This window comes from Desulfoferrobacter suflitae, assembly GCF_022603395.1.
Classification (GTDB): Bacteria; Desulfobacterota; Syntrophobacteria; order Syntrophobacterales; family Syntrophobacteraceae; genus Desulfoferrobacter; species Desulfoferrobacter suflitae.
On sequence record NZ_JAIBKA010000010.1, the window covers coordinates 160,953 to 187,919 of the forward strand.

A 26,967-nucleotide genomic window follows, 5' to 3' on the forward strand; every position below is an offset into this window, starting at 1 on the left:
GTGGGATGAATGTTCAATCCGATGACGACCGAACGATTCGCTATGCTGCGGAGCTGATGTATGCCGCGTCAATTGTTCAAAACCGCTCTGGCACTGAGTGGGGGAGGTTCGAGAGCGCTGGCTCATCTGGGGGCCCTGGATGAGATCGTCAAGCATCGCGTTCAGCTGGATTTGATCACCGGCACCAGCATGGGCGCCATCATTGGAGGCTTATACGCCTACTATCAGGACTTGCCAACGGTAACCGACAAGCTGCGGAACTTCCTGGAAAGCGAACTTTTCATCAAAACCCTCGCGCTGGCCACCGAGAACGAAGCCGAAGACACCTCGGAAAACCTGGTCAGTCGATTTTTGGGACTGTTCCGCAAGGGGATCTATTACACACATTCCATGGTCCGCTCGACTCTTGTTTCCGAGGAGCTTTACCTGGAGGTGATGAGCCGGTTGATTCCGGATGACCCCATCGAGGGATTGCCCATACCCTTTGCCGCTGTTGCTCTGGACATTGTCAATGGCGAGGAGATCGTGTTGCGCAGGGGCAGCTTGCGCAGAGCAGTTTCTGCCAGCGTTGCCATTCCGGGAATCCTTCCCGGCGTTCGCTACGACGGACGCTGCCTGGTGGACGGCGGCTGGATAGACAACCTGCCGGCCACACCCGCCATTGCCATGGGAGCCCATTTCGTCATAGGAATTGATGCCTCCTCCCAGGTCGGCCAACTGGGACCTCTGCCCAATTCCGCCCTGGACACTCTGCACAGGTGCAATGACATCACCCGCATGCACTTGAGTCAGGAAAGAGGAGCCTGTGCTGACGCATTGCTTGTTCCGCACCTGGGGCACCTCTACTGGGCGGATTTCAGCCGTGTGGAAAGCTGCATCGAGGCCGGCCACGAAGTGGTTCGAAAAAACATCGGCAGGATCAGAAGAAAACGAAAGTTGCGGCGCATGATGACATTGAATGGCTCCGTCTATCCGGGACGCGCACCGGGATGGCGACGCCCTTTGATATTTTATTGAAATCATTCAAAGTCTCGCCCGGCCAGCGGATACAGATCAAAAAAATGATGGACCGGACCCCGACCTTTGCCGATGGCGAGCCCCTTCTCAATGGCGCCCGTAATATAGTCCTTGGCCGACTCAACAGCTTTTTCCACCGAAAAGCCACGCGCCAGTCCTGCAGCTATGGCCGACGCAAAGGTACAGCCGGTGCCATGAGTATGCGGGGTATTATGGCGTACGTTGGCGAATTTTATAAAGTGCTTTCCATCGTACAAAATGTCCATTGGAGCGCCTTCCAGGTGGCCTCCTTTGATGACCACATAACGAGGGCCGAAGTCTTTGATGATGCGGGCTGCCTCTTTCATGGCAGGGGCCTCTTCCACCGCCATGCCGGTCAATGCGGATGCTTCATGCAGATTCGGCGTAACCACCATCGCCAGGGGGAAGAGACGATGAATCATGGTATCGATGGCCTCTTCGCGCAGCAGACGATCGCCGCTCTTGGCAATCATCACCGGATCGACCACCAGGTTTTCAATGGCGAATTTTTCCATATCGGCAGCCACTCTGGCAATGATGGGCGCACTTGAAAGCATGCCCGTTTTCACTGCATCCACTCCGATATCGGTAACCACCGAATGGACCTGCATGGAAACAAAATCCGCATCCAGCTCGACGACAGCCTGCACTCCTACGGTGTTTTGAGCCGTCAGGGCAGTGATAGCACTCATGCCGTATACCCCGAGCGCGGCAAAAGTCTTGAGATCGGCCTGAATGCCGGCTCCACCCCCGGAATCTGAGCCCGCAATGGTGAGTGCTCGATAAATTCGCATAGGATCAATCCCTATTCCTCTAGCTTTTCACTGTTATGGCAACATGTCGGCAGACTCTTCCCGGCCAATCCGAAAGACTAAAGGCTGCACCGGGCCGCCTGGAGTCTCTCCAAAACGGCTGCAGAAAAGACCATTTGCCGCGCTTCACGGTGGCGCAAAATGATCCCATCCTCTTTTTTCCATCAAATAGGACAGCCTGCGGCCGTCCGGAAACAGCAGGTCAATGTCGCCCTGCGCAGCCGTTATTCGCCCTATCGCCCGGCAGGAAGTTCCTGTTTCGTTCACCAGCAGGCTCTCGATTGCGGCGGCCTGATCCGGGGAAGCGGTGAACAGCAATTCATAGTCTTCCCCGCCGGACAAAGCCCAGTCCAATCCTTCCACCCCTGAGGCCAAGGCCACTTGGGAACAGGCGGCGCCGACCGGCACCTGGTCGGCCCAGATTTCGGCTCCCACCCCGCTCGCCCTGCACACATGCTCCAGATCTGCCATTAAACCGTCGCTGACGTCCACCATGGCGTGCACCTTGCCGCAGCGGCCGAGCACCCGACCCTCCCGCAAGCGCGGCCGGGGGGTGAGGTGTTTCACCATAACCCGCTGTCGAACCTCTTGCGCGACTTTGAGGCGATCATCACGCAGCACCTCAAGACCTGCCCTGGAGTCTCCCAGGGTGCCTGTAACGAGAATCAAATCTCCCTGCTTGGCGCCGTTCCTGAGGATGAGATTTTGCGGCTCTGCTTTCCCCATAAGGAAAAGATCGACCACCACCCCGCCGTCATTCTTGCTGACATTCCCTCCCACAATGGCGGCGGCGGCAGCCTCGATTTCTTCCAGCATGCCGCGGTACAGTTCATCGACAAAGCTCACGGGCCGGCTCGCAGGCAACGCAAGAGAAATCAGTGCCCACGCCGGAATTCCCCCCATGGCGGCAATGTCACTGACATTGATGGCGACGATTTTTCGGCCCAACTGATAGGCGGAAATCCTTTCGGGCAAAAAGTGCACGCCTTCGATCTGGATGTCACAGGTGGCGAGCAGGTACTCGCGAGACCCGGTACGCAGGACCGCTACGTCATCGCCAACGCCGACCACCACATCGGGAGGTCCGGCAGGCAGGAAACGGGCTATTCTGTCGATTAAACCAAACTCTCCAAGATCGCTTATCAGCATGAGCCCCTCTCACCCGACACGCCGCATACCTTAAAGAAAGCTGGTACGGATCGCCGTCAACGGCGCTCCGCCTTGGCAGCCTGGATCACATGGCACAACGTTTGCGCGGCTGAAAATGGGTCGTCTGCGGACAGCACCGCAGAGACCACACAAACGCCCTGCACCCCGCTGCGAATCAATTCGGCCGCGTTGGATTGGTTGATCCCGCCGATGGCGACTACAGGCAGATGCGCCTCAGCCGCCAGCATTTTGATTCCATGCGGGCCCAAGGGAGTCTGGTGGTCGGGCTTGGTCGATGTGGCAAAGACGGGAGCCAGCGAGAGATAATCGGCCCCGTCCCGCTCTGCCTGCGCGATTTCTACAGCATTGTGCACCGTAACCCCGACCATCTTATCCTTCCCCAAAAGCCTTCGGGCAATGACGGCGGGCATATCCTCCTGGCCCACATGCACTCCATCGGCACCCACTGCAAGGGCAACATCGACCCGGTCGTTCACCAGGAAAAACGCCCCCAGTCGATGGCAAATGTCACATAATGCGGCGGCGGTCTCCACCATCTTTCGCGTGCCCGCCTGTTTGTCCCGATACTGGACGATTCCTGCGCCACCCTTTACGGCCGCCTCAACCGTTTGAGGGAGGGGGCGGCTTTGCGATAGGTTCGGATCGGTCACCAGATAGAGAGACCAGTCGACCGCTTTGCTCCTGCGCATGCCGTTCACTCCCCGGCAAACCCTTTGGATTGGCCGATTCGTTCAGAGTATTCCTGGTCGATTTGGAGCCCTTCAATGTCGGTAGTCTTTTCCCCACGTGCGGCTTTGATCTGGTCTATGCCGCGCTTGACCACAGCTCTTTTGGAAGCATATGCCAGCGCCGTTTCCTCGGTAATGAGCCCGTGCTGATAGAGGTCGATAATGTTGTCGTCGAAGGTGATCCAACCAAACGGCCGGGCCTGCTGTATCATTTCGTAAAATGTTTTGCCTTCCGACTCACCATGGACAATTGCTTCCCGGACCCGCAGATTCGTTCCCATGATCTCGAGCGCAGCCACGCGCCCGGTTGCGCCGGCTTTGGGGAGCAGCCGCTGGGATACAACCCAGCGCAGACTGTCAGCCAGGCGGATGCGGATCAGTCGTTCTTCTTCCAATTCGAACATGCCGATGATTCTGTGAATGGTCTGACCGGCATCAACCGTGTGCAGCGTGCTCAGCACCAAATGGCCAGTTTCCGCTGCACTCAGAGCAATTTCAACCGTTTCACGATCCCTCATTTCTCCCACCAGAATCACCTTCGGCGCCTGTCGCAGAGCCGCCCGGAGTCCGTTGGCAAAACTATCGAAATCGAGGCCGAGTTCCCTTTGATTGAACGTGGCCCTCAGAGGCTCGTGGACGAATTCAACGGGGTCCTCCAGAGTGACCACGTGAACCGCTTTTTCGCGATTGATGATGTTGAGAACGGCCGCCAAGGTTGTGGATTTACCACTGCCGGTGGCACCCGTGACCAGGGCAATACCGTTCTTTTCCCGCGCCACTTCGCTGAGCACCGCGGGCAAGCCCAACTCATGCAAAGTCGGGACTTTGGTCGGGAGCTGGCGCATGACGATAGAATAGTTGCCGCGTTGCGAAAAAATGTTGACTCTGAAGCGGGCTCTACCGGACAAATAATAGGAGACATCGCAGGAGCCATGGGTCAGGAGGTGGCGAATGCCGCGCCGATCATTGCCGACCAGGTTCAGCATCATCGTCTCGGTGTGATACGGGGTGAGCTTCTCGATGCCGAGATCTTGGCAAACGGCTTTGAGGAAACCGTCGACCTCCGCCTGCAGGGGCTTACCGACGGTAAAGTTTATGTCCGACAATCGCGGGTTTTCGTCGAGCATGCGGCCAAGGATAAAATCGAATTCTTTGCGCGTCACCGAATGAACCTCGATTGGACCGTTGCGTGCCGGCGGATCTTTCCCGCAAGCACATCGCTGCTGCACGATGGGCAGCAGCACCTATACTCATGGAGATCAATCGCCGGTCGGCGGTAAGGGCTGCCGCAATCGGCGCGACTCCAGCGATGCCCCCCGGGCATCAGACTTCGGTGAAGTCTGCGGGAGTCTCTGTCAAATAAGGCTTGAATTTTTCTTTGTCCACACACTTCATGTAAGCCTCATTGGGGTCAATTCGCCCCGCCTTGAGGTGAGCCATGATGCCATCGTCGAGAGTTTGCATGCCGTACTTTTTGCCGGTCTGGATGGCGGAGGGGAGTTGATGGGTTTTCGCTTCCCGGATCATGGCACGCACACCGTGCGTGGCCACCATGATTTCCAAGACCGCGATGCGGCCCTTGACGTCCACGCGTTTAAACAGGGTCTGGGAAATGACGGCACGCAGACCATCTGCGAGAGTCGAGCGAATCTGCGGCTGTTCCCCGGTGGGAAAGACCTCGATGATACGATCGACGGTCTTGGCAGCACCGGTGGTGTGCAGCGTTGAGAAAACCAGATGACCGGTGGCAGCCGCTTCTATGGCCAGGCGTATGGTTTCCAGGTCTCTCATTTCACCCACCAGGATGATGTCGGGATCCTCACGCAACGATGCTCTCAGTGCACTGGTGAAAGACTGCGTATGGGTGTTGATCTCACGGTGGTTGACCACACAGTTTTTGCTGGTGTGCACAAATTCAATGGGATCTTCGATGGTGATGATGTGGTCTTTGCGCTTGCGGTTGCATTCGTCGATGATGGCCGCGAGGGTTGTGGATTTACCGCTGCCGGTGGGACCGGTCACCAGCACCAGGCCGCGCGGGAGCAGGGCAAGCCTGCTGATCACCGGGGGAAGCCCCAACTGCTCTACGCTCATAATGTCACTGGGGATTTCACGAAAGACAGCGCCTATGCCGTTTTTTTGCCTGAAATAGTTGGCACGATAGCGGGCCAGACCGGTGATCTCATAAGAAAAATCGAGATCCCCCGTTTCTTCAAAAATTTTGATCTTGTCCTCAGGGGTAATCTCATACAGCATGGACCTCAACTCGTCATCGTCCAGAACCTTGAATTTGACTCTCTCCAAATCGCCGCGAATTCGCAACACCGGCGCCTGACCGGAGACGAGATGCAGGTCGGAAGCCTTCTGTTCATGCATGAGCTTAAAGAATGCATCAATTCTGGCCATAAAAGGGCCCTTTCAGTTTGGTCTTTCTAGAGGAACAGCCAGTTCTTCAGTCGCTTATCAAGTCGTTTGAGCCCTAAGTCCTGAGCCATTTGCAGGGCTTCAGCATATTCGTCGTGGGTGATGCTTCTACCCATGTGAGGCTTTCCCAGGGCACCTCCACAAGGCCGGTATTGATCCATAATATTGAGGTAGGTATTCTTGGAAATCTCACTGGCCAGAAATTTCAGTATCGGGCCGGTCCCGGCCAAACCGGAGGGCATGACCAGATGCCGCACCAGGAGACCGCGCCAGGCGATCCCGCCCGCTTCCAATTGCAGATCGCCAACCTGACGATGCATTTCTCTGAAGGCTTGGCGCGCTCTTTCGGGGTAGTCGCGGGTGCCGCACATCTGGTCGGCCACCTGTGGGTCCCAGAACTTGAAGTCCGGCATGTAAATGTCCACAATTCCATCCAGCAGTCGCAGGGCCGAAACCCGCTCATAGCCTCCGCAATTGTACACCAGGGGCACCTTCAAACCCTTTTCAATCGCCTCGGGGAGCGCCTCGAGGATCTGCGGAATCACATGCGACGGTGTAACCAAGTTAATATTGTGGCACCCGCGTTTCTGCAGATCAAGCATGATGTTGGCCAGCTGTCCTGCCGTAACCGGAACACCTTCACCCCCGTGACTGATTTCATAGTTCTGGCAAAAAATGCAGAGCAGATTGCAATGGGAAAAAAATATGGTACCCGAACCGTTGCTGCCGACCAAAGGTGATTCTTCGCCAAAGTGCGGTCCATAGCTGGCCACAACGGCCAAACGTCCGGTGCGGCAAAAGCCCACCTGGTTCTGCACGCGGTTGACTCGGCAAAACCTCGGGCACAGGGTGCATTTGGCCATCCAGCGAAGGCTCCGCTCGATGCTCCGCTGCAACCGACCATTCTGATGTGCTTCACGGTAGGCGGCCGGCATTGGCTGCCTCCTCACGCCAATTGATTCGGGCCACTGATCGAGCCTTTCATACCATTTCACAGGCGGGCCGTGCAGGCACCCTCAATACTATCTCACTCTTGTTCTTTGGCAAGGATAGCCACCTCAACGACTCCGTCAAGAGCCTTCTTGAACTTTCCGGCATCCTCTTCGGTTCCCACGATGGCTCCATAATGCATGGGAATCGCAGCCAAACTTGGCTTTATGGTCTTGGCGGCCTGCACGGCCTCCTCAGCTGTCATGACATAGGTTCCGGAGACCGGCAGAAACGCGATATCTGCTTCAATCTCCTCCATTTCCGGAATGAGGTCGGTGTCTCCTGCGTGAAAATAGCGCACACCATCGAGCGTCACAACAAAAGAAAGCATCCCCGCTTTCTTGGGGTGAAAATCTTTGTTGACATTGTACGCAGGCCAGACCTCAATACTCACTCCTTTCACCTGCAGGCGATCCCCCGGGGCAACGACCCGGATGTCGCCTTTGAGTTTTTTGGCTGAAGCGGCATCCGTGACAATCACTGTGTCCGGTTTCTGGATCTTTCCTACATCCTCTGAAGAGCAATGGTCGAAGTGTTCGTGAGTGATCAAGATGAGATCGGCGGGTTGCGTTGTGGATATTTGATAAGGGTCGAAATAGACCACCTGACTGCCCTCGATCCTTACCGTGTCATGACCAAGCCAGTGGATCTTTTTCAGGGCTTCTTGCAGATGCATTGTCTCCTCCTTTTTGAAAAGGCAACACTTGCCGGCGACTTTTCAATTGGGTAACCTATTTTCCGATAACAACCTGCGGCAAATGCTGTCAAGTTCCGCACAGCCGGGGGTGGGCACTTCACATGCACGAACCTTGTACAAACCCGATACCTTGTGGGGAATATTCCCGTGATTCAAAATTTTCTCGATATTTTGCTCACCAGGCGCTGGCGCGGAGCCAAAGTCATTCATCATGCCGTTTTGCCGCACCGATCAGGCGATTACCTTGACCTCCCGCCACCCCCTCTGCCAAAAGTTCTCACTGCGGCCCTGGGCAAGCTCAACATCTATCGCCTCTACAGTCACCAGGCTCAGGCGCTGGAGCAGATTCGCGCGGGCCGGAACGTGGTGGTGGCTACCCCTACCGCCAGCGGCAAATCGCTCATCTACAATCTCGCGGTCACTGAGGAGCTCCTTTCCGACGCTGAACTACGCTCTCTATACCTGTTCCCTATCAAGGCCCTCAGCAGAGATCAACTGGCAACCCTCGAGACGTTCCTGGATGCCATAGAGTGCCGCCGGCGCTTTTCCGCCGCTGTCTACGATGGCGACACCGCACCGTACCACCGAACCAAAATACGGCAACATCATCCGCACATGCTCCTGACGAATCCTGATATGCTGCATTATGCGCTACTTCCTCACCACAGTAAATGGGAAGCTTTCTGGAAGCATCTGCGTTTTGTGGTGGTTGACGAGATGCACACCTATCGAGGGATCTTCGGCAGTCATGTTGCTCAGATCTTTCGCCGCTTCCAGAGAATCTGCCGGTTTTATGGAAGCCGCCCGCAATTCATTTTATTGTCCGCTACCATTTCCAACCCCGCGGAACTGGCACAGCAGCTGCTCGGATCCAGTGGAGACCACATAGCCGTCGTGCGAGATCACGGAACTCCCCAAACGAAGCGGCATTTTATTTTTCTCCAACCAGAGGAACAACACGGCAGCTATCTTCCCGGTCTGGCTGCTCGACTGCTCGTACTGGCGGCGGAATCGGGGCTCAAAACCATCGTCTTCACTCAGTCCAGAAAGCTGACGGAATTACTCCATCTGAGCGTCATTCGGTCGGCGCCCACACTGGCAAAGCGGGTTAGCTCCTACCGTGCGGGATTTCTCCCGGAGGAGAGGCGCGCCATCGAGCAAAAACTGGCCAATGGCTCGCTTGCCGCGGTCATTTCCACAAGCGCCCTGGAAATGGGTATCGATATTGGTGGCCTGGACCTGTGCATTCTGGCCGGCTATCCCGGAACCGTCATGAATACCTGGCAGCGCGGGGGACGGGTTGGACGAAGCGGGCAGGAATCGGCCATCATCCTGATTCCTCAACTGGATGCGCTGGACCAGTACATTGTGCAACACCCGGATCAATTTCTACGGAGCCAGTATGAACTGGCGGTGACCAATCCATTCAACCAGGAAATTCTAAAAGCTCACCTTCCCTGTGCCGCTGCAGAGCTCCCCCTCGACAAACGGGAAATAGAACAACAAGACGCAATCGTCGCACGCACTGTGGCGCAACTCACCAAGTCGGGTAAACTACTCCAGACCGCTGAAGGAGAGCGATGGCTGGCGCGCAGCAGGCGCCCGCACAAGGATGTCGATATACGCTCCATCGGCAGTGCATTCGCCATTGTCAAAACCACGGACGAAGGCAAGAAAGTCCCGTTGGGCAAAAGTGACGGCGTCCGGGCTTTCAAGGAGTGTCATCCGGGTGCGGTCTATCTGCATCGAGGTGTGCCCTATCAGGTGGAAAAGCTGGATGTGAAGAGCCGATTGATCGAAGTGACAACAAACCACACACCCTATCTGACCAGGGTCAAAAGCGAGAAGGAGACCGAAATACTGGAAATTCTCGCATCCAAACCGGCAGCCAACTTCATTGCCCGGTTGGGACGGCTGCGCGTCACTGAGACAATCACAGGGTATGAAATGCGAAGATTGTTCTCTCAGGAGCTTCTGGGCTTCAATAGCCTTGATCTTCCCGAGCAAGTCTTTGAAACGATCGGGCTATGGATCGAAATAGAGCCGCTCATTGCCGAGCGGGTGCGGCAGGACAAACTGCATTTCATGGGTGGAATACATGCCATTGAACACGCCATGATCAGCATGTTCCCGCTGTTTGCCCTGTGCGATCGAAATGACATCGGCGGCATCGCATCGCCGCATCATCCTCAGGTCGGCAAGAGTGCCATTTTTATCTACGATGGCTTCCCCGGCGGCATCGGTTTAACGGCGCGAGGCTATGAAATCGTGCTGCCTCTGCTGGAAAAGACTCTCGAGTTGCTGACATCATGTTCTTGCTCGGAGGGCTGCCCGGCGTGCATCCATTCCCCCAAATGCGGCGCCGGCAACAAGCCCCTCGACAAACAAGCCGCCCTCGCCATCTTGAACTGCCTCACCGGAAAACGGCAGCTGGCAGAACCGGCGGCAGTGGCGACGGCCCCGGAAGACGAGCCTGACTGGATATCAGTGGAGGTCTTGCCGGCAGTGAGCCAGTCCGGCCCGCGCATTGGTTTCTTTGATCTCGAAACCCAACGCCTGGCCAACGAGGTGGGAGGCTGGCAAAACAAACACCTGATGCGGGTCGCGGTAGCCGTTCTTTATGAGGTTCCGACCGAAACATTCCACGTCTACTTCGAGGACGATGTGCCCCGGCTGATCAAACATCTGCAGGAACTCGACCTGATCGTTGGGTTCAACGTTCTGGGATTCGACTACGAAGTGCTCAAAGCCTATACGCCGATCGACTTCAACAAGCTTTCCACCTTCGATCTGCTCAAGGAAATCCACCAGCAACTGGGTTTCAGACTCAGCCTGGATCACCTGGCCACCCATTGCCTGGGCAGAAGCAAATCGGGCAACGGCATTCAGGCCGTCCAATGGATGCGGGAAGGCAAAGTCGATTGGGTGGTTGACTACTGCAAAGAAGATGTGGCATTGACGCGGGATCTTTTCTATCATGCATTGGAGAAGGGATATCTGCTGTATCACAACAGGCAAGAGCAACTCTTAAGGATTCCGACGGAATGGAAACTGGAAGAGATACTTTCGACAAGACAAAAGGCCCCCTTGACATAATGGATCATGCAATCGGATCAATGTGCCCGATTGAGATATGTTTTTACGCCCTCTTGACCGCCCACGGTTGATCGGACCCGTTGTCCGCTGACGCAAAATATTGTATGAAATATATCCATGATGCATCGGCTTTGTCAGCCCTGTAAGGGCAAGTTCGGATATCCCGCCGGACAACGGCGAGTGCGCAGCAGCACAATCGAACCACGAAAGCCTAAACCCGTTCTGTATCGGTTGACTGAATGCCCCGGCGTTTCTGTGGGGACGATCACTGAATATAGGAAGAAACGAAAGCACCATGGCCGAAGAAATAAAAATTCCAGGAACAAGTGATGAGGGTGTTTCATCCGGGCGTCGTCTGGTATACCCAAGCCTGACCGGCGATGAAAGTGCATGGTTCGCACTCTATGTGCAAGTGAACCACGAAAAGGAAGTAGCGAAGCGACTGGAACAAAAGTCCATCGATGCTTTTCTGCCCCTCATGGAGTCGTGGAGCAAACGCAAAGATCGGAGGAAGAAAATCCGTGTTCCGTTGTTTCCAGGCTATGTTTTCATTCACACGGTTCTTGACAACTACACCAACGTCAACGTTTTAAAAACACCGGGTGCTATCACCATCTTGCGGAATTCGGAAGGGCCCTTACCCATTCCCGAGCAACAGATTCAAAGCCTCCAGACCATGTTGGGGGCCGGCTGCGACCTGAGTCTCCATCATTATCTCAAAGAAGGCGACTGGGTGCGGGTCAGGCGCGGTCCTCTGAGCGGGTGTGTGGGCTTGTTATTGCGGCACAATCCCAAAAAGGGACGGTTGGTTGTCAGCATTGACATCATCAAGCAATCCGTGGCCGTCGAGTTGGATATAGAGGATGTCGAGTTGCTGCCGGGGTCTGCCAATTAGAGACAAAACAACCCGACGGCAATTGCAGCGGGAGAAGGACGCCCATGCCTGCGCACCCGCCCCGGCCGGCTGACGGTTATTTGCTGCCGGTGTTCCCTGCATCCGGGAGTTCAGCGGGAAAAGAGGTGAATTTCAACCTCACTGCCCTGTTCCAGGCCTTCCACATGCTCCGGCACGATCACGTATCCATCGGCTCTTGCCAATATGCTGATCATGGCCGATTTGCCGAATATCGGGACCGCCCAATCCTGCCCCTCGCTCCATGAATGCATGACCGGCACATAATCGGTTCGCCCCTGGACTGACGGCAACTGGCGCTTGAGGGTGGCTCTGATGGGAGTGCCACTCAGTCCGGCAATGTCCACCTGGCCTTCCAGCCGCGCCAGCGAGGCAAGCACAAAGGTTCTGTAGATCATCAGAGCGGACACCGGCTGGCCGGGCAGTCCCCAAAATATTTTGTTGCCCACCCGGGCCAATATCGTCGGTTTGCCGGGTCGAATGGCGACTCCATGGACCAACAGCTCAGCTTCTGCAAAGTGATCGAGAATTTGCAGGGTAAAATCCCTGGCACCGACCGAGCTCCCCCCTGAGAGGAGCAGCATGTCATTTTCCACAAGTGCGGATTGGGTCGCCGCCACCAGTGCATCCAGATCATCGACAACCACATCTCTGGTAGTGACGATCGCCCCGGCTTCTTCCAGTTCTGCAGCCAGTGTGGTGCTGTTGATGTCCCGTACTTTGCCGGCCGGCGGTGGATCTGCCGTTATCGGAACAATCTCATCGCCCGTCGAAACGACCGCAACCCGCGGTCGGCGATGCACTTCGAGGCGGGAAATTCCCAGTGCGGCAAGCACGCCCAAATCCTGGGGACGCAGCCGCCAGCCGACAGAAAATAGATTTTCGTGATGCTTTATGTCCTCCCCAATTCTTAACACATTGTCACCTGGAGCGACGGGCTTGATCACCTCGATGGTTTTTTCGTCCAGATTGTACGTATACTCCACCATCACGACCGAATCCGCATGGACCGGGAGCATGCCTCCGGTCGGCACAGCGACCGCCTGTCCCGGCTCGAGGCTGGCCGAGACTTGAGTTCCCATGGTAATCTCGCCCACAACCTCGAGGAGTGCCGGCAGGCTTTCCGTGGCACCGAAGGTATCCCGGGCACGCACCGCGAAACCATCCATAGTGGCCCGCTCAAAATGCGGCAGCGGTTCCGGTGCCTTTACGGCCGCCGCAAGCACACGTGCACGCGCCATTTGCAGGGCAACCGACTCACTGGGGAGCGGTTCGAAATTTTTTATGATGTGCAAAACTTCTTCCGCGCTCTTCACCTTGAGGAACTGAGACATGATTTTCTCTCGCATTTTATTGGTGATTTTATCCGTACTGCTCCAGAGTGCACCCGAAAGCAACATAGCCCATGGTCAGTCCTGCAGAAGCACTAACAATCAGTCCATTGACGTCAAAATAGGGATGTGCCACTATGAGCCAGCCAGAGCAGTATTTGCACGGCGGCCGCTGGTGAGATGCTGTGCGTCGCTTGAGTAGTCGGCTCCCCGATGGCGCCTGCATCCTGTATCGGCATAAAAAGGGAACTGAGAAAATGCCCACAAAGCCTAAAAGACTCGTTATCAAGTCTAAGATCTGGATTGAAGACCAGGACGGCAACATGGTTTTTGGTTCGGGCCGTCTGCGCATCTTAACTGCGATCGAAGAACAAGGATCCATTCTTGCGGCAGCCAAAGAGCTGCACATGAGCTATCGTGCAGTATGGGGGAAAATCAAAGCCACTGAAGAACGGCTGGGGCAGCCTTTGTTAAGTCGTCGAGTGGGAGGCGCCCAGGGGGGAGGCTCGGAACTGACCCCCCTGGGCAAGGCCCTTGTCAAACGCTTTCGCCAACTGCAGAAATTGACCCAAAACAAAGCGGACAGTATTTTTCAGGATTTATTCAGCAACGAGGCACTCTAGAAGACCTTCTTGCAGGTTTCTCCCAGTTTGCCCAGGTTCTCTACCACGGTGATCCCCGCTTTGCGCATGGCTTCTATTTTGGCCTGAGCGGTGCCGCTGGAACCGCTGATGATCGCTCCAGCATGCCCCATGCGGCGCCCCGGAGGAGCGGTCAAACCGGCGATGAAACCCACCACCGGCTTGGTCAAATTCTCGGCAATGAATTCGGATGCTTCTTCCTCTGCTGAACCGCCGATCTCACCAACCATGACGATGCCTTCAGTGTCCGGATCCTCTTGGAACGCGCTCAGGCAGTCTATAAAATTCGTTCCGTTGACCGGGTCTCCGCCTATACCGATACAAGTGCTTTGCCCTATCCCCTGCTGAGTCAACTGATGAACCACCTCATAGGTTAGAGTCCCCGAGCGTGAGACAACGCCCACCGGCCCCGGTTTGTGTATGGGACCCGGCATGATTCCTACCTTGCACTGTCCGGGAGTGATGATCCCCGGGCAGTTGGGACCGATGAGGCGCGAAGGCAGGTTTTTCAGGTACGTCTTCACCTTCATCATGTCGAGAACGGGAATACCTTCGGTGATAGCCACTATCAACGGCACTCCCGCCTCCGCCGCCTCCAGGATGGCATCCGCCGCGAAGGCAGGAGGCACAAAAATCATGGCGCAGTCGGCGCCGGTCTCACGCACAGCTCCTTCAACTGTGTTGAAAACGGGTATGCCTTCTACCTTCTGCCCCCCCTTGCCGGGGGTAACTCCCGCCACTACATTGGTCCCGTATGCAACGCACTGCATGGTATGGAACTGACCTTCACGGCCAGTTATCCCCTGCACCAACAAACGAGTGTTCTGATCCACCCAAATGCTCATGAAATTCCCCCTTTAACCTTTAGCGATTGCTGCAACCTTTTGGGCGGCATCGGTCAAATCTGATGCTACTGTCAAGTTCATTCCGGATGCTTCAAGAATTTTGCGGCCCTTCTCCACATTTGTGCCTTCCATGCGAATAACGACCGGTACGCGCACATCAACCTTCTTGGCCGCTTCCACAACTCCCTGAGCGAGTATGTCACAGCGGAGTATCCCACCAAAAATATTGATAAAAACTCCCTTGACAGCGGGATCGCTCAAGATGATACGAAAACCGTTTTCAACCATTTCCTCGCTCGCACCTCCGCCCACATCAAGGAAATTGGCGGGATCGGCCCCGGCCAGTTTGATAATATCCATCGTAGCCATAGCCAGGCCGGCACCATTCACCATGTTGCCAATGTTCCCATCCATTTTGATGTAGTTGAGGTTGTATTTGGAAGCTTCGACTTCCGCGGGATCCTCCTCGTCATGATCCCGATATTCCAGTATGTCTTTGTGCCGAAAAAGCGCATTGTCATCAAAGTTGACTTTGGCATCCAGAGCCAAAATGTTCCTATCCCGTGTAATGATTAAGGGATTGATCTCCACCAGCGAGCAGTCATATTCGCAGAACAGCTTGTAGAGCCTGGCCACCATCGGCACGAAGAGCTTGACCAGATCCGGCTCCAGGTTTAGACCATAGGCCAGCTGTCGCGCCTGAAACGCTTCAAATCCAAGCAATGGATCCACCTGGACCTTGATGATTTTTTCGGGCGTTTTTGCAGCCACCTCCTCAATATCCATACCGCCGGCTTCGCTGACCATAATGGTCACCCTGGCACTGGATCGATCGGGCAGCATACCCAGATAAAGCTCTTTTTCAATCGCCAGTCCTTCTTCCACCAGAACTCTGCGCACCAGCCTTCCCTCGGGTCCCGTCTGGTGGGTGACCAAGGTCATTCCAAGGATCGCTTGGGCCACCTCTTCCACTTCGACAGGTGTCTTCGCCAGCTTGACGCCGCCGCCCTTGCCGCGGCCTCCGGCATGAATCTGAGCTTTAATCACCACTGGCAATGTTCCTAATTCTGCCGCCGCGGATTTGGCTTCCTCAACATTGAAGGCCACCTGTCCACGAGGTATAGGAACTCCGTATTTTTGAAAAAGCTCTTTTGCTTGATACTCATGAATTTTCATTTTTCTCCTCGCTCGCCCTAACAATTGATTTCTGTAGGAAATTAGAATAGCTGCTGAGAATGCCCATGCAAAAACGGCTTTATTGAGATCCCGTTACACCTAAATGAAAAATCTCACAGTGTCAAACGTTGTTTGGGCGGCCAGGAAATTTTGCCCACCTGCCGAGCCCTCATGCCTTCATACATCCCCATCCTCGCAATCAAGGCAGCTGTGATCATCGGCATTCTCGCAGGCACAAAAGGCGGCTCCCACTGTTGGTACCGAACCCCGCATGGAAGTTGCCCGTCTTTGAGGTTGGTGCTATAAGATGCACGGTGACGCTGAACACTCGACAACGTGGAGCCCATGAGCGTCCAGGCACGTGCACCGATAAGCCACCAAGGGAGAATATTGCCCACTGGCAGAGACACTTTTCACCGTCCGAGTTTGACTGCTATAGAATCTGCCGCAAGGTGCGTACCACCATGTTTTGATAATCATTGGAGCCCTTATGGAATATGAACCAATCATTGGACTGGAAGTACACGCACAACTGCTCACCCGGAGCAAGATCTTCTGTGGTTGTTCCACCACTTTTGGAGCGCTGCCCAACACGCATACCTGTCCGGTCTGCCTCGGTATGCCCGGGTCTTTGCCGGTCTTGAATGAAAACGTGGTTGAATTCACCATCAGGATGGCCCTGGCGACCCACTGTCAAATTGCAGCAATCAGCCAATTCGCCCGAAAAAACTATTTCTACCCCGACCTGCCTAAGGGATATCAAATTTCTCAGTATGAACTGCCGCTCGCCGAGAAGGGATGGGTAGAAATAGAAACACAAAGAGGACCACAAAGGATCAGGATCAACCGCATTCACATGGAAGAAGACGCCGGCAAACTCATCCACGATGAATTTCAGCCGGTAAGCCACGTGGATTTCAACCGAACCGGCGTACCTTTGATTGAAATAGTCAGCGAACCGGATCTGCGCACCCCCGAAGATGCCGCATCCTATCTCAAAATGCTCAGGGAAACATTGCGCTACCTGGAAATCTGCGACGGCAACATGGAAGAGGGAAGTATGCGCTGCGATGCCAACATCTCGCTTCGTCCGGTCGGCACAGAAAGGCTTGGCACCAAGACTGAGCTCAAGAACATGAATTCCTTTCGCAATGTGCAGCGGGCATTGGAATTTGAAATTCGAAGACAGCGAGCTCTATTGGAGAAGGGCGAAACAATCATTCAGGAAACAAGGCTGTGGGATACCGGCCGGAACACCACGGTCAGTATGCGTGGCAAAGAAGAAGCACACGATTACAGGTATTTTCCAGATCCCGACCTGGTCGCCATAGTCATTGATGAACAATGGATCGAGCGGGTCAGAGGATCTCTTCCGGAGTTGCCCGACGCCAAAAGGGAGAGGTTCATGCGTGACTACGAACTGCCGCCATACGACGCCCAGGTACTCACCTCTTCAAAGGCACTGGCAGACTATTTTGAAGCCGCAGTGCAGCGGTTTGCTCAACCGAAGCTCGTCAGCAACTGGATCATGTCGGAATTGTTGAGAGAACTAAAAAAGGACGAGAAGGACATCGAGGGCTGCCAGGTGACTCCTCAGCAATTGGCAGAGCTGCTGGAGCTGATCGATAAAGACATCATCAGCGGCAAAATTGCAAAGTCCGTGTTTCAAGAAATGTACACGACGGGTAGGAGCGCCGCCGGGATCATTGATGACCAGGGCCTCAAACAGGTGAAAGACGAAAGTGCCATCGAGTCAGTCATTGATGAGGTGCTGGCTGAAAACAACAAAGAAGTGGAACTATTCCGTGGTGGAAAAGAAAAACTGTTCGGTTTTTTTGTCGGGCAGGTCATGAAGAAAACCAAAGGAAAAGCAAACCCTAAACTGGTCAACGAAATCCTACGCAAAAAACTGTAAAGCAACCAGGAGGCAACCAACCAATGCCGGAACAATACTTGCCGCCCATTTACTGGGACGGAGACGAAGTGGCGATGATCGATCAAAGAGTACTCCCGCGGCGGGAGAAGATACTCAAATTCACCACACCGCAACAGATCATCAAGGCCATAAAAAATATGACCATTCGAGGCGCCCCGGCGGTCGGCGTAGCGGGCGCCATGGCTCTGGCCGTAGGGGCCCGGCGCATCGAAACAAACGATTCGAAAACCTTCAGTAGAAAATTTGAACAACTCTGCCAGTTGGTCAAAAAGGCACGCCCTACCGGCAACAATCTGAGTTGGGCCGTTGAGAGGATTTATTCCGTGGTGGTGGAAAACCCGCGCACCGAAGTTGCCGAATTGCAGCGGCTCATCCGGCAGAAAGCGGATGAGATCCTGGCCGAGGATGTGGCCGCTAACAAGTCCATCGGAGCTTGGGGGAAAAATGTCATCCCGACTGGAGCAAGAGTGCTTACCTATTGTAATGCCGGCGCTTTGGCCACCGCTGATTATGGCACGGCACTGGGCGTCATACGCGCAGCCTATGCTGCAGATTCTTCCATTCAAGTTCTGGCGTGCGAAACCCGCCCTTTTCTACAGGGCAGCCGGCTGACGGCTTATGAGTTGATGCGCAGCAATATCCCGGTGACCGTTTTGACGGACAATGCCGTGGGAAGCATCATGCAGCAACAAAAGGTGGATGTGGTGGTCGTGGGGGCTGACCGCATCGCGGCCAATGGCGATACAGCCAACAAGATCGGCACATACACAGTGGCCGTTTTGGCAAACACCCACAACATTCCATTCTATGTGGCGGCTCCCCGTTCTACCATTGACGCGAGCATCGCCGATGGGAGCGGAATTCCCATTGAGCAGAGGAACCCCTCCGAAGTCACGCATTTAGGCGGGAGAGCCATAGTGCCTCCAGGAGTTCCGGCGCTGAACCCCGCCTTCGATCTCACCCCAAGTAAATACGTTACGGGAATCATTACAGAAGTTGGAATTCTTAGAAAACCATACAAAAGATCTATTCGAAAGGCTCTGGAAATTTAGACCCGCGGGTAAGTACCGCGTATGACGCCTGCAATTTGCACTTCAGGGGGTGCTTTTCTGCGGGCCGACAGGATGCCGTGCCAGCACGGGTGAGCGTCATTGCGGTTGGTCCAGGTCCAAGACCCGCACCAACCGCGCAGCTCAGCCAAGAACCATGGGCCGTCTCGTGCCCGATCTGCCAAACAGTGTTGTTACCCTCACCAAATCTGATAACAGACACCACTTTCTCAGCGACTGCCTGTGAACACGGCCTCGAGTAAATCCTGCAGGGATCTCACCCCGACGCACTCCCCATTCAGTTCCGGTGCGAGACGGTCGGCGTTGCTTACGGGAATCACATGCCGGGAAAAGCCAAGCTTCCGGGCCTCGCCTATCCTTGCGGCGGCATGCCCTACCCCCCGCACTTCACCGGCCAATCCGACCTCCCCCCAAACCACATAATCGGCGGGAACGGCGCGATCCAGATAAGTGCTTACCAAAGCGGTAATCAGGGCCAGGTCTGCAGCCGGCTCCAACAGACGAACACCGCCTGCCACGTTTACAAAGACGTCCTGCTGCGCAAAGTTGAAACCCGCTTTCTTTTCCAGGACAGCCACCAGGAGTGACAACCGATTGTTGTCCACTCCCATGCAGGTACGACGCGGCTGCGTCCAGCCGGTGGCCGACACAAGGGCCTGCAGTTCCACCAGCAACGGGCGCGTGCCCTCCATGGAACACACCACCACCGAACCGGAAACTCCCCTCGGTCGCTCCGACAGGAGCAATTGCGAAGGGTTTGGAACTTCTTCCATACCTGCCTCCTTCATTTCAAATACGCCTATTTCGTTGCAGGACCCATAGCGGTTCTTCATGGCACGCAAAACACGAAAAGCGTGGGTGCGGTCCCCCTCCAAATAGAGCACCGTGTCCACCAGGTGTTCCAGAGTTCTGGGACCCGCGATGGAACCTTCCTTGGTGACATGGCCCACAAGAAAGATGCTGATGTTTTCACTCTTTGCCATTCTCATCAACTTTGACGCACATTCACGGACCTGGCTGATGGACCCGGGAGCAACTTCCAGCATGTTCGAGTAGATGGTCTGGATGGAATCGATTGCCAGGATTGCCGGTGGGTCATGCAAGATCACATCGATGATGCTTTCAAGCAAAGTCTCTGCATAGATGAACAGGTTGGTCGCATCAACCTTTAATCGCGCAGCTCTCATTTTGAGCTGCTGCGGGCTCTCCTCCCCTGAAACGTAAAGCACCTTTTGCTGCTGTGCCACCCGTGCTAGATTCTGCAAGAGTAATGTAGACTTACCGATACCGGGATCCCCGGCCAGCAGCACCAGGCTGCCTGGAATCAATCCCCACCCCAAAACCCGGTCCCATTCTCTAACCCCGGTCAGAATGCGGTCTTCCTTCAGTTCCGGGATTTCTGCCAGCACCATGGGGACGGATCGGCCAGGGAAGGGACCGGCCCCTTTGCCTTCGGCCTTGCGTGGACTCTCCTCCAAGAGAGTGTGCCAGTGCTGACAATCAGGACAGCGCCCCATCCATTTGGGGCTCACATAACCACACTGCTGGCAGCGAAAAACTAGTTTGCGATCACTCATGCGCATTTCACCTGCATTGGAAGCTCATCGTCGCCCTCGGCGGCAACCTCAAGCGAAGTCAATAAAACCCTTGCAGTACTGTATGTGCGGCTGCGGATACGTCCGACAATCGCATGACAGACATCCCACATCACCGATCCCCCCGCACGGGCCCCCGGCAGATGGTGCGACAGTGCCGGTCGTAAGCCATTCCGACACAAGTTGAAATGCGGAAAGGCTGACCATTACTGACTACAGACTTGCGCCGGCAGGAAGAATGGGTGCGACGAACTCAATTTCCGACAGCCTCCCGGTTTCAAGCCGATTATTGTTAGATTGACAACCCCCTTCTGTTTAGTTTATATGACATATCTAGTTGTTCCTTTGAAGCATAGAATCAAGATGCAAGAGTTTTTATTCGTTCTCACTGGCGCTGAAGAGAGGAGCATTCGTAATGGCAGGAGCAAGTATCATAGAGATTAACGACGGCACTTTTGAACAGGAAGTATTGCAATCCGATGTGCCCGTTTTGGTTGATTTTTGGGCTCCGTGGTGCGGACCATGCCGTGCTATCGCCCCGGTCATTGAAGAACTCACTACGGAATATGCCGGCAAGGTAAAAATGGCTAAATGCAACGTGGACGATAATCCCAAGACGCCGTCCAGATACGGTATCCGTGCCATCCCTACGCTGATCATTTTTAAGGGAGGCAACGTAAGCGAACAAATAACCGGCGCGGTCGCAAAATCTCAAATAGCTGCAGCCATTGATAAAGTTGTCAGTTAGGATCTTTGCTTTTTCGGGGAAAACCCTAAGCGGGTAGCCACTAAGACACCCCGGCAGCATCATTCCATCTCGTCCGAGAGCGCATATTCTATTAATCTCATGAGTGCCCCCTATGCATATTGTGATTGGAGAAAGTAAACCGGCTGACATGGCAGCCGGTTTTTGTTGTATGCGGGGTAGACTCTGCAGGACTTGTCGCCCGCCCCTGGAGCAGGTACATTGACTTTGCCCCGGGAAAGGGCTATTCAATGTGCGCCCAATTTGGTTGTTAACATTACTGATAAATTTTCCTTGGGAAATGGAGGACTTCGAGGTTGCCGGTAGATGCCTGTAACCACTTGCTGCGATTGTGTTTGACCACTGAATGGAAACCAGGCATGATATTTGTGCCCAAGAGGAAGCGTCTCGAGCGGACGGCCCCCCTGAGTCTCACTCAAGTCACAGGATAGTGCATGTTGGTTGGTTTGGAATACTTGAAGAACTTCTCTAAGGCTTCCCGAATATTTTGCGGCGTATTGCTTGCCTTCATCCTTGTGGGAGCCTCCGGATGCAACTCGTACCTGGTGAATTTCTATTTTGGCGATTTATTTGGCGACGGGGCATCGGAAACCGAAAGAAATGCACAGCAACTGGCCTTCGACGGTATGCAGAAGATGAAGGATAAGGATTACGGCGATGCTGTGAAGGATTTCCAGCAGTTGAAAGAACGCTACCCTTACAGCAAATATGCTATTCTGGCGGACCTCAAACTGGGTGATGCGTATTTTTTCGATAAAAAGTACACGGATGCTTCCATTGCCTACGAAGAATTCGTACGATTGCATCCGCGCAATGAAGTGGTGCCCTATGTCCTCTACCAAATCGGCATGTGTCATTTCCTGTCATTCAGCACCATCGATCGAGACCAGGAAGAGACGCGCGTAGCCATGGAGAGTTTTCAACGGGTCATTCAGGCCTATCCGGCATCTGAATATGCGCGCAGGGCGGAAAAGCAGCTGTTCGAGTGCCAAAAACGCATCGTGGCCCATGAATTTTACGTGGGCGAGTTCTACTACAAACAAGGGAAGTACACACCGGCGCGAGATCGATTGATGAACATATCCAACAACTACCCGAGGGCTGTACAAGAGCTCGGGTACCAGGATCGCGTTGCGACAATGCTCGCAGAATGCCAGAAACACGTCGATGAAGGGGAAAGCAAACCCAGCGTCTGGACGCGTCTGGGATTCTGACCACCTGTCCTCTCACTCCATTGCCTTTGTGCCCCTTCGGAGGAATATACACAAACATCTTTTACAGGTTTTATGCAAGCGGGACTATGGACCCAGTTCTTCGCATTGAAGCAACTTCCTTGGAAGCATCCTGATTCCCAGCAATAGATCCAACCCTTATGGTCAGCATATCCTGCAATCAAAATAAATCGTGATAAATCACTGAGACGTTGTCAACGCAAAGGAGATGAGCAATCATGGCAGAATCTGCAAAGAACCAAACCAAGGCGGTCGCAGACGACAAGGATCAAGAGATTGTCGGTCGGCAGGATGAAATGATGAATCTGGTAGAGCTCAAGAATAAGAACATCAGAGAACTGATGGGGATGGCCAAATCCCTCAATATTGAGGGTGCCAGCTCCATGCGCAAGCAGGAACTGATATTTGCCATCCTGCAGGCGCAGGCGGAACTGAGCGGTCTGATTTACGGAGACGGTGTTCTTGAAATTCTGCCCGATGGATTTGGCTTTCTGAGGAGCCAGAACTACAACTACCTGCCCGGTCCCGATGATATTTATGTATCTCCTTCCCAGATTCGACGTTTCGGCCTGCGCACGGGAGACAGCATCTCAGGACAAATTCGTCCTCCCAAGGACAACGAACGCTACTTTGCGCTGCTCAAGGTCGAGGGAGTCAACTACGAGGATCCCGACGTCGCTCGAGACAAAATCCTGTTTGATAATCTCACTCCCCTCTATCCCGATCGGCGGGTCCACCTGGAATCGATCCCCGATAACTTCTCGACGCGAGTGATGGATCTCCTGACCCCGATCGGATTCGGCCAACGCGGTCTGATCGTTGCGCAGCCGCGCACAGGAAAGACCATGCTGCTGCAAAACATCGCCAATGCCATAACCATAAACCATAGAGACACTTACCTGATCGTGCTGCTCATCGATGAGCGTCCTGAAGAAGTGACCGACATGCAGCGCAGCGTGCGCGCAGAAGTGGTCAGCTCGACATTTGACGAGCCGCCGCAACGCCACGTTCAGGTCGCTGAAATGGTGAGTGAGAAAGCCAAACGGCTGGTCGAGCATAAGCGCGATGTGGTCATTCTACTGGACAGCATCACGCGGCTGGCCCGTGCTTACAATACCGTTGTCCCGCCAAGCGGAAAAATTCTTTCAGGCGGTCTCGATTCCAATGCCCTGCACCGTCCCAAACGGTTCTTTGGAGCCGCACGCAATGTCGAGCAGGGGGGCAGTCTGACCATCATTGCCACCGCCCTCATCGACACCGGAAGCCGCATGGATGAAGTTATCTTTGAAGAATTCAAGGGAACCGGCAATATGGAAATCGTATTGGAGCGCAAACTTGCTGATCGACGTATTTTTCCCGCGATCGACATCAATAAGTCGGGCACTCGCAAAGAGGAGCTCCTGTTGCCGGCCGACGATCTCAATCGCATTTGGATCCTGCGAAAACTCTTATCACCACTCAACCCGGTCGATGCCATGGAGTTTCTGCTCGATAAGATGCAGGGAACCAAGAACAATGCAGAGTTTCTGGCTTCCATGAATCGCTAGACGGCCTCCTGTTTGCGGTTTGGCAATTCGTCGCGGAAGGCTTTGGATATGCAGGGCTCACAACCAGGGAATCAGCCGATTGACCCGCTGTCATGCATGAGCAAGCACACCTGCCCGCCACTCTGTGACAGCCTGCTGCAGTCTCTTCTGATGCCCGGAGGGGCCGCCTAGACCTTTGCGACCGAAGTGGAAGTTGATCTCTATGAAAACGGGCTCCCCCTCATCGGGAAACATTAAGTCAAAGCCGGCGATATCGATGACGGCGCGTCGGCAGAATTGCAGAACAGCCTGGACCCCGGTCTGCTGTTGCGCGGGATAGAGTTCGTGATCGATGCGTCCGCCGCGGCATACATTGTTGTAGAAGCCGCCGTTGCCCAAACGGAAGTAACTTACAGTCTGACAACCGTATATCACTACGCGCAGATCCCTGCCCCCATGCCTCACCCATTTTTGCAGCAATACCGGTTCGTGGCGGGGAAGCTTCTTGAGCCGTCTGGCGATGTCGGCTGAAGAATAGACCGGAAAGACGGTGCTGCCGCCTGCGCCTTGATCCCCTTTCAAGACCAGCGGGTAGTCCCACGGGATTCCCCCTCTGTGAAGCCGCTCCATCAGTTGAGACGGATCTCTGAATAGCAGAGTCTCCGGGCAATTGACGCCGATCCGTCGGAAGAGTTCGATCTGCTTGCTCTTACCCTGGTAAGCAAAGCGGGTCTCCAGTCTGGGGAACCAGTGTCTGGCCAACCGTGTGATATCCCGGTAGCGCCATGGAGGCACATAGGGGGGCAGTAAAACTCCGGCGGATCTACTCAGCAATTGGTGTGTGTTGTGGTCATGCAGCGGTTCAAAAATGGACAAATTTTCATCCAGCGGAATGCGAGGATAAAAGGAAACAAAGTAGGTGACCATATGACAGCCTCAAAACGAGTTGATGGTTCTCTTTTTAGGTTCCTAACACCGTGGCGGCATTTTACCGGGATGACGCTGGCAGTTTTGCCTGAGACAGGCGGCTCAATCCAGGTAACATATGTACTTAACATGGAGCTTGAGGAAAGAGGAACATTGAACTCACGGTAAATTTGTTCTCATTCTAATTGCCGGTGAGCAGGGGTACATGAGTTTGTTGTCATACACAGATAGTCGAGAACTGAGCGGACATTGCGATTGAGTTGACGCATTTTCTGTGCGACGCTGTATACACCCTTGGACTTGATGAGCCCGACGGCAAATCGCCTAAGCCGGGTGATATTTTCGGGACCGTAGCCCTTGGATATCCTGCTGCGGTCCTCGTCATAGTTCCAATCGATGATATAATGGCAGGAATTTTCGATGCTCCAGTGGCCTCGATTAGTGTTGAGAACGTTTTGTGCGTCGGCTTCTTCCGGGGATTTGCTGGTGATGCCATAGACGGTCTCACAAGATTCTTTGCCTGATTTTTTGTCTATTGAGTGACGTTCGATTGCGAACGCTTGCCCAACATGAGGAAAGTTGAGGTAGTCGTTGAGCTCGGTGGTGGTCCAGATTTTACGGGTTTCAATCCGTCCATGATCACAAGAGTCGTTGTCGATATAATCCGGCTCTTTTGGGTTTTGGAAGAAGAATTCGATGTCTGTACGAAGTGTGGGTTGGTTATCCTTAACGGTGAAATGATAGTGAGCTTTGCGCTCCAGAACCAGATAATCGGCGAAGGCGCGTTGCGTTAGAAGGGCATCCGCCGTGATGACTTTGTCTTGAATATTGATAGGATCAAGGAGTGGGGCGGCCATTTTTATCTCGTTTGTTCGCTTGGCCTCCTCATCCCCTTCCTTGGGAAGGGTACCTACTTTTTTTGGGTGTAGCAATTCTTGGTCTGATGACCAATGGCGCTCATGATGTGGGTCTGATAGCCCTGCTCATCGATAGCATTGCGCATGACCTTGCCGTCGATTGCCAGGCTTTCATCCTTTTCGCCGTGGGTTTTATTCCAATTTTGCAGGGCGTGGTCCAGGTCCAGTGGATCGACACGGATAAGGACATTCCGGAAGACGTATTCGCTTGGAACCACACATCGGCCGTTTTCCACACGACACCTGAAACGTTCACGCGCCTTTTGGCCAAGGCTGTTTGCCCAGTCGGTGATAGCCTTATAGCCTCGCATTCCGCACAAGATTGCACCGGCCGCGATGGCGAGTACGGTTGAAAGCCTGTGGCGACGTCCTTGTGCACGACGGGGATCTGGTATATCGGTGAAGAATTGCGGCAAAGACTGCATATGCTCGGCAGTAATCATGATTTTGGCTCCTCCTGTATTAAAGGCCGATTCGAGAAGTGGGCGCGAGAGCAACTCTCGTGCATTGGGTCGCAGTGGTCTTACGAAGATCATTTTGGGCGGGTGGGTTCTAGCACTGTAGCCATTGCCGGTGCGGCGGAAGCCCCTGGTCTGACCGACACAGTGCCAGTTAGCTGCTCTATAGACGGTGCCCTGAAAGCGTCGAGGGTCCACAAAGGTTTCAAGCAACAACAAAGGATGGCCAAAGATATCTTGCCAATCGCGAGGGATTCTCTTCTGGCACAATGATAAGACGCGAGAGCCCAAATTCGGAAAGTGCCAGTCGGGAAGAATAAGAAAACGACTGTTGTTGGCTACCAGTTTCAACCGATCATACTGATGGCGTGGGCTCCAACCGATCCATTGGTCCCGCGCCGCGCACTTCCATGCGGCGGCGGAAAAGCTCAGAAGCGCCACCCACTGGTTGCGCCATAGGCCAATGTACCAAAGCGTTTCGCTGATCTTAGGCATGCGTCCCAGATAATGATGCTCATCCATCACTTCCTGATAGCGACCTTCCTCTGATCGCTCAACGGGCCTGACATGGACCTCCCATAGGTTCAACGTGGATCACCTCCAAAGTGAAGTAAGTAGCGTACTTTCTATACACCAATGGGAGGCAGTTGACCAGAAATAAGTGTAAGTCATGGAGTTT

23 protein-coding genes are annotated in these 26,967 nt (G+C 54.3%); 9 read left to right on the forward strand and 14 right to left on the reverse strand.

What is annotated here, in order from left to right; translation table 11 throughout:
• The first annotated feature begins 60 nt into the window (after nucleotides 1-60).
• Entirely contained in the window at nucleotides 61-1,017 is a 957-nt protein-coding gene (locus K1V27_RS17370) for a patatin-like phospholipase family protein (RefSeq protein WP_258931320.1), read from the forward strand.
• Between the two features lie 2 nt (nucleotides 1,018-1,019).
• Here K1V27_RS17370 and thiD read toward each other — a convergent pair whose 3' ends face one another.
• From thiD to K1V27_RS17405, 7 genes are all read right to left on the reverse strand, one after another.
• The gene (gene thiD / locus K1V27_RS17375) at nucleotides 1,020-1,832 is read right to left on the reverse strand and encodes a bifunctional hydroxymethylpyrimidine kinase/phosphomethylpyrimidine kinase (protein WP_258931321.1); all 813 of its coding nucleotides are present in this window, start codon (nucleotides 1,830-1,832) and stop codon (nucleotides 1,020-1,022) included.
• A gap of 144 nt (nucleotides 1,833-1,976) precedes the next feature.
• Nucleotides 1,977-2,999 carry a thiamine-phosphate kinase gene (gene thiL / locus K1V27_RS17380; RefSeq protein ID WP_258931323.1) on the reverse strand — a complete coding sequence of 341 codons (1,023 nt, stop codon included), beginning with the start codon at nucleotides 2,997-2,999 and terminating at the stop codon, nucleotides 1,977-1,979.
• A 56-nt stretch (nucleotides 3,000-3,055) separates the two neighbouring features.
• Entirely contained in the window at nucleotides 3,056-3,709 is a 654-nt protein-coding gene (gene thiE, locus K1V27_RS17385) for a thiamine phosphate synthase (RefSeq protein WP_258931324.1), read from the reverse strand.
• Between the two features lie 5 nt (nucleotides 3,710-3,714).
• The gene (locus tag K1V27_RS17390; protein WP_353740611.1) at nucleotides 3,715-4,911 is read right to left on the reverse strand and encodes a type IV pilus twitching motility protein PilT; all 1,197 of its coding nucleotides are present in this window, start codon (nucleotides 4,909-4,911) and stop codon (nucleotides 3,715-3,717) included.
• 160 nt (nucleotides 4,912-5,071) lie between these two features.
• The gene (locus K1V27_RS17395) at nucleotides 5,072-6,154 is read right to left on the reverse strand and encodes a type IV pilus twitching motility protein PilT (RefSeq protein ID WP_258931326.1); all 1,083 of its coding nucleotides are present in this window, start codon (nucleotides 6,152-6,154) and stop codon (nucleotides 5,072-5,074) included.
• Nucleotides 6,155-6,180: 26 nt separating this feature from the next.
• A complete protein-coding gene (locus K1V27_RS17400; RefSeq protein WP_258931327.1) occupies nucleotides 6,181-7,107 on the reverse strand; it encodes a radical SAM protein in 927 nt (308 codons plus the stop codon).
• A gap of 92 nt (nucleotides 7,108-7,199) precedes the next feature.
• Nucleotides 7,200-7,838 (reverse strand): MBL fold metallo-hydrolase, encoded by a 639-nt coding sequence (locus K1V27_RS17405; RefSeq protein ID WP_258931328.1) that lies wholly within the window; start codon nucleotides 7,836-7,838, stop codon nucleotides 7,200-7,202.
• 168 nt (nucleotides 7,839-8,006) lie between these two features.
• On the opposite strand from K1V27_RS17405, the gene K1V27_RS17410 reads away from it, so the two are divergent.
• Nucleotides 8,007-10,955 carry a DEAD/DEAH box helicase gene (locus tag K1V27_RS17410; protein WP_258931329.1) on the forward strand — a complete coding sequence of 983 codons (2,949 nt, stop codon included), beginning with the start codon at nucleotides 8,007-8,009 and terminating at the stop codon, nucleotides 10,953-10,955.
• 295 nt (nucleotides 10,956-11,250) lie between these two features.
• Nucleotides 11,251-11,850: a transcription termination/antitermination protein NusG gene (nusG, locus tag K1V27_RS17415; protein ID WP_258931330.1), complete on the forward strand. Its 600-nt coding sequence runs from the start codon at nucleotides 11,251-11,253 to the stop codon at nucleotides 11,848-11,850.
• Nucleotides 11,851-11,960: 110 nt separating this feature from the next.
• Here the strand turns inward: nusG and K1V27_RS17420 are convergent, their stop codons facing one another.
• Nucleotides 11,961-13,202 (reverse strand): molybdopterin molybdotransferase MoeA, encoded by a 1,242-nt coding sequence (locus K1V27_RS17420; RefSeq protein WP_258931331.1) that lies wholly within the window; start codon nucleotides 13,200-13,202, stop codon nucleotides 11,961-11,963.
• A 254-nt stretch (nucleotides 13,203-13,456) separates the two neighbouring features.
• Here K1V27_RS17420 and K1V27_RS17425 point away from each other — a divergent pair, with 254 nt between their 5' ends.
• On the forward strand, nucleotides 13,457-13,822 hold the full coding sequence (locus K1V27_RS17425; protein WP_258931332.1) for a winged helix-turn-helix domain-containing protein: 366 nt from the start codon (nucleotides 13,457-13,459) through the stop codon (nucleotides 13,820-13,822).
• Here K1V27_RS17425 and sucD read toward each other — a convergent pair.
• Together sucD and sucC are read right to left on the reverse strand one after the other, a co-directional pair.
• Complete coding sequence (gene sucD / locus K1V27_RS17430) at nucleotides 13,819-14,685, reverse strand: succinate--CoA ligase subunit alpha (protein ID WP_258931333.1); 867 nt, start codon at nucleotides 14,683-14,685, stop codon at nucleotides 13,819-13,821. The two genes, K1V27_RS17425 and sucD, sit on opposite strands and share 4 nt — an antisense overlap.
• Before the next feature lie 12 nt (nucleotides 14,686-14,697).
• On the reverse strand, nucleotides 14,698-15,861 hold the full coding sequence (gene sucC, locus K1V27_RS17435) for an ADP-forming succinate--CoA ligase subunit beta (RefSeq protein ID WP_258931334.1): 1,164 nt from the start codon (nucleotides 15,859-15,861) through the stop codon (nucleotides 14,698-14,700).
• 478 nt (nucleotides 15,862-16,339) lie between these two features.
• Here sucC and gatB point away from each other — a divergent pair, with 478 nt between their 5' ends.
• On the forward strand, nucleotides 16,340-17,776 hold the full coding sequence (gene gatB / locus K1V27_RS17440; RefSeq protein ID WP_353740612.1) for an Asp-tRNA(Asn)/Glu-tRNA(Gln) amidotransferase subunit GatB: 1,437 nt from the start codon (nucleotides 16,340-16,342) through the stop codon (nucleotides 17,774-17,776).
• Nucleotides 17,777-17,799: 23 nt separating this feature from the next.
• Complete coding sequence (mtnA, locus tag K1V27_RS17445; protein WP_258931336.1) at nucleotides 17,800-18,849, forward strand: S-methyl-5-thioribose-1-phosphate isomerase; 1,050 nt, start codon at nucleotides 17,800-17,802, stop codon at nucleotides 18,847-18,849.
• Between the two features lie 227 nt (nucleotides 18,850-19,076).
• Here mtnA and radA read toward each other — a convergent pair whose 3' ends face one another.
• Nucleotides 19,077-20,444, reverse strand: a complete 1,368-nt coding sequence (gene radA / locus K1V27_RS17450; protein ID WP_258931337.1) for a DNA repair protein RadA — start codon at nucleotides 20,442-20,444, stop codon at nucleotides 19,077-19,079.
• 433 nt (nucleotides 20,445-20,877) lie between these two features.
• Here radA and trxA point away from each other — a divergent pair, with 433 nt between their 5' ends.
• The 3 genes from trxA to rho all read left to right on the forward strand — a co-directional run bounded on the left by trxA (nucleotide 20,878) and on the right by rho (nucleotide 24,007).
• Entirely contained in the window at nucleotides 20,878-21,210 is a 333-nt protein-coding gene (gene trxA / locus K1V27_RS17455) for a thioredoxin (protein ID WP_258931338.1), read from the forward strand.
• Nucleotides 21,211-21,662: 452 nt separating this feature from the next.
• On the forward strand, nucleotides 21,663-22,442 hold the full coding sequence (locus tag K1V27_RS17460) for an outer membrane protein assembly factor BamD (RefSeq protein ID WP_258931339.1): 780 nt from the start codon (nucleotides 21,663-21,665) through the stop codon (nucleotides 22,440-22,442).
• A 317-nt stretch (nucleotides 22,443-22,759) separates the two neighbouring features.
• A complete protein-coding gene (rho, locus tag K1V27_RS17465; RefSeq protein WP_258931357.1) occupies nucleotides 22,760-24,007 on the forward strand; it encodes a transcription termination factor Rho in 1,248 nt (415 codons plus the stop codon).
• A 90-nt stretch (nucleotides 24,008-24,097) separates the two neighbouring features.
• Here the strand turns inward: rho and K1V27_RS17470 are convergent, their stop codons facing one another.
• The 3 genes from K1V27_RS17470 to K1V27_RS17480 form a co-directional block, all read right to left on the reverse strand.
• Nucleotides 24,098-24,913, reverse strand: coding sequence for an ATP-grasp domain-containing protein (locus K1V27_RS17470; RefSeq protein ID WP_258931340.1), 816 nt, complete (start codon nucleotides 24,911-24,913; stop codon nucleotides 24,098-24,100).
• A 176-nt stretch (nucleotides 24,914-25,089) separates the two neighbouring features.
• Nucleotides 25,090-25,770: an ISAs1 family transposase gene (locus tag K1V27_RS17475; RefSeq protein ID WP_353740514.1), complete on the reverse strand. Its 681-nt coding sequence runs from the start codon at nucleotides 25,768-25,770 to the stop codon at nucleotides 25,090-25,092.
• A 53-nt stretch (nucleotides 25,771-25,823) separates the two neighbouring features.
• Nucleotides 25,824-26,876, reverse strand: a complete 1,053-nt coding sequence (locus K1V27_RS17480) for a Druantia anti-phage system protein DruA (RefSeq protein ID WP_258928225.1) — start codon at nucleotides 26,874-26,876, stop codon at nucleotides 25,824-25,826.
• Between the last annotated feature and the right edge of the window lie 91 nt (nucleotides 26,877-26,967).

Coding starts and splice junctions, on each gene's coding strand:
- K1V27_RS17370 (WP_258931320.1), top strand. CDS start 61: ATGCCGCGTCAATTGTTCAAAACCGCTCTGGCACTGAGTGGGGGAGGT.
- thiD (WP_258931321.1), bottom strand. CDS start 1,832: ATGCGAATTTATCGAGCACTCACCATTGCGGGCTCAGATTCCGGGGGT.
- thiL (WP_258931323.1), bottom strand. CDS start 2,999: ATGCTGATAAGCGATCTTGGAGAGTTTGGTTTAATCGACAGAATAGCC.
- thiE (WP_258931324.1), bottom strand. CDS start 3,709: ATGCGCAGGAGCAAAGCGGTCGACTGGTCTCTCTATCTGGTGACCGAT.
- K1V27_RS17395 (WP_258931326.1), bottom strand. CDS start 6,154: ATGGCCAGAATTGATGCATTCTTTAAGCTCATGCATGAACAGAAGGCT.
- K1V27_RS17400 (WP_258931327.1), bottom strand. CDS start 7,107: ATGCCGGCCGCCTACCGTGAAGCACATCAGAATGGTCGGTTGCAGCGG.
- K1V27_RS17405 (WP_258931328.1), bottom strand. CDS start 7,838: ATGCATCTGCAAGAAGCCCTGAAAAAGATCCACTGGCTTGGTCATGAC.
- nusG (WP_258931330.1), top strand. CDS start 11,251: ATGGCCGAAGAAATAAAAATTCCAGGAACAAGTGATGAGGGTGTTTCA.
- K1V27_RS17420 (WP_258931331.1), bottom strand. CDS start 13,202: ATGTCTCAGTTCCTCAAGGTGAAGAGCGCGGAAGAAGTTTTGCACATC.
- K1V27_RS17425 (WP_258931332.1), top strand. CDS start 13,457: ATGCCCACAAAGCCTAAAAGACTCGTTATCAAGTCTAAGATCTGGATT.
- sucD (WP_258931333.1), bottom strand. CDS start 14,685: ATGAGCATTTGGGTGGATCAGAACACTCGTTTGTTGGTGCAGGGGATA.
- sucC (WP_258931334.1), bottom strand. CDS start 15,861: ATGAAAATTCATGAGTATCAAGCAAAAGAGCTTTTTCAAAAATACGGA.
- mtnA (WP_258931336.1), top strand. CDS start 17,800: ATGCCGGAACAATACTTGCCGCCCATTTACTGGGACGGAGACGAAGTG.
- radA (WP_258931337.1), bottom strand. CDS start 20,444: ATGAGTGATCGCAAACTAGTTTTTCGCTGCCAGCAGTGTGGTTATGTG.
- trxA (WP_258931338.1), top strand. CDS start 20,878: ATGGCAGGAGCAAGTATCATAGAGATTAACGACGGCACTTTTGAACAG.
- K1V27_RS17460 (WP_258931339.1), top strand. CDS start 21,663: ATGTTGGTTGGTTTGGAATACTTGAAGAACTTCTCTAAGGCTTCCCGA.
- rho (WP_258931357.1), top strand. CDS start 22,760: ATGAATCTGGTAGAGCTCAAGAATAAGAACATCAGAGAACTGATGGGG.
- K1V27_RS17470 (WP_258931340.1), bottom strand. CDS start 24,913: ATGGTCACCTACTTTGTTTCCTTTTATCCTCGCATTCCGCTGGATGAA.
- K1V27_RS17475 (WP_353740514.1), bottom strand. CDS start 25,770: ATGGCCGCCCCACTCCTTGATCCTATCAATATTCAAGACAAAGTCATC.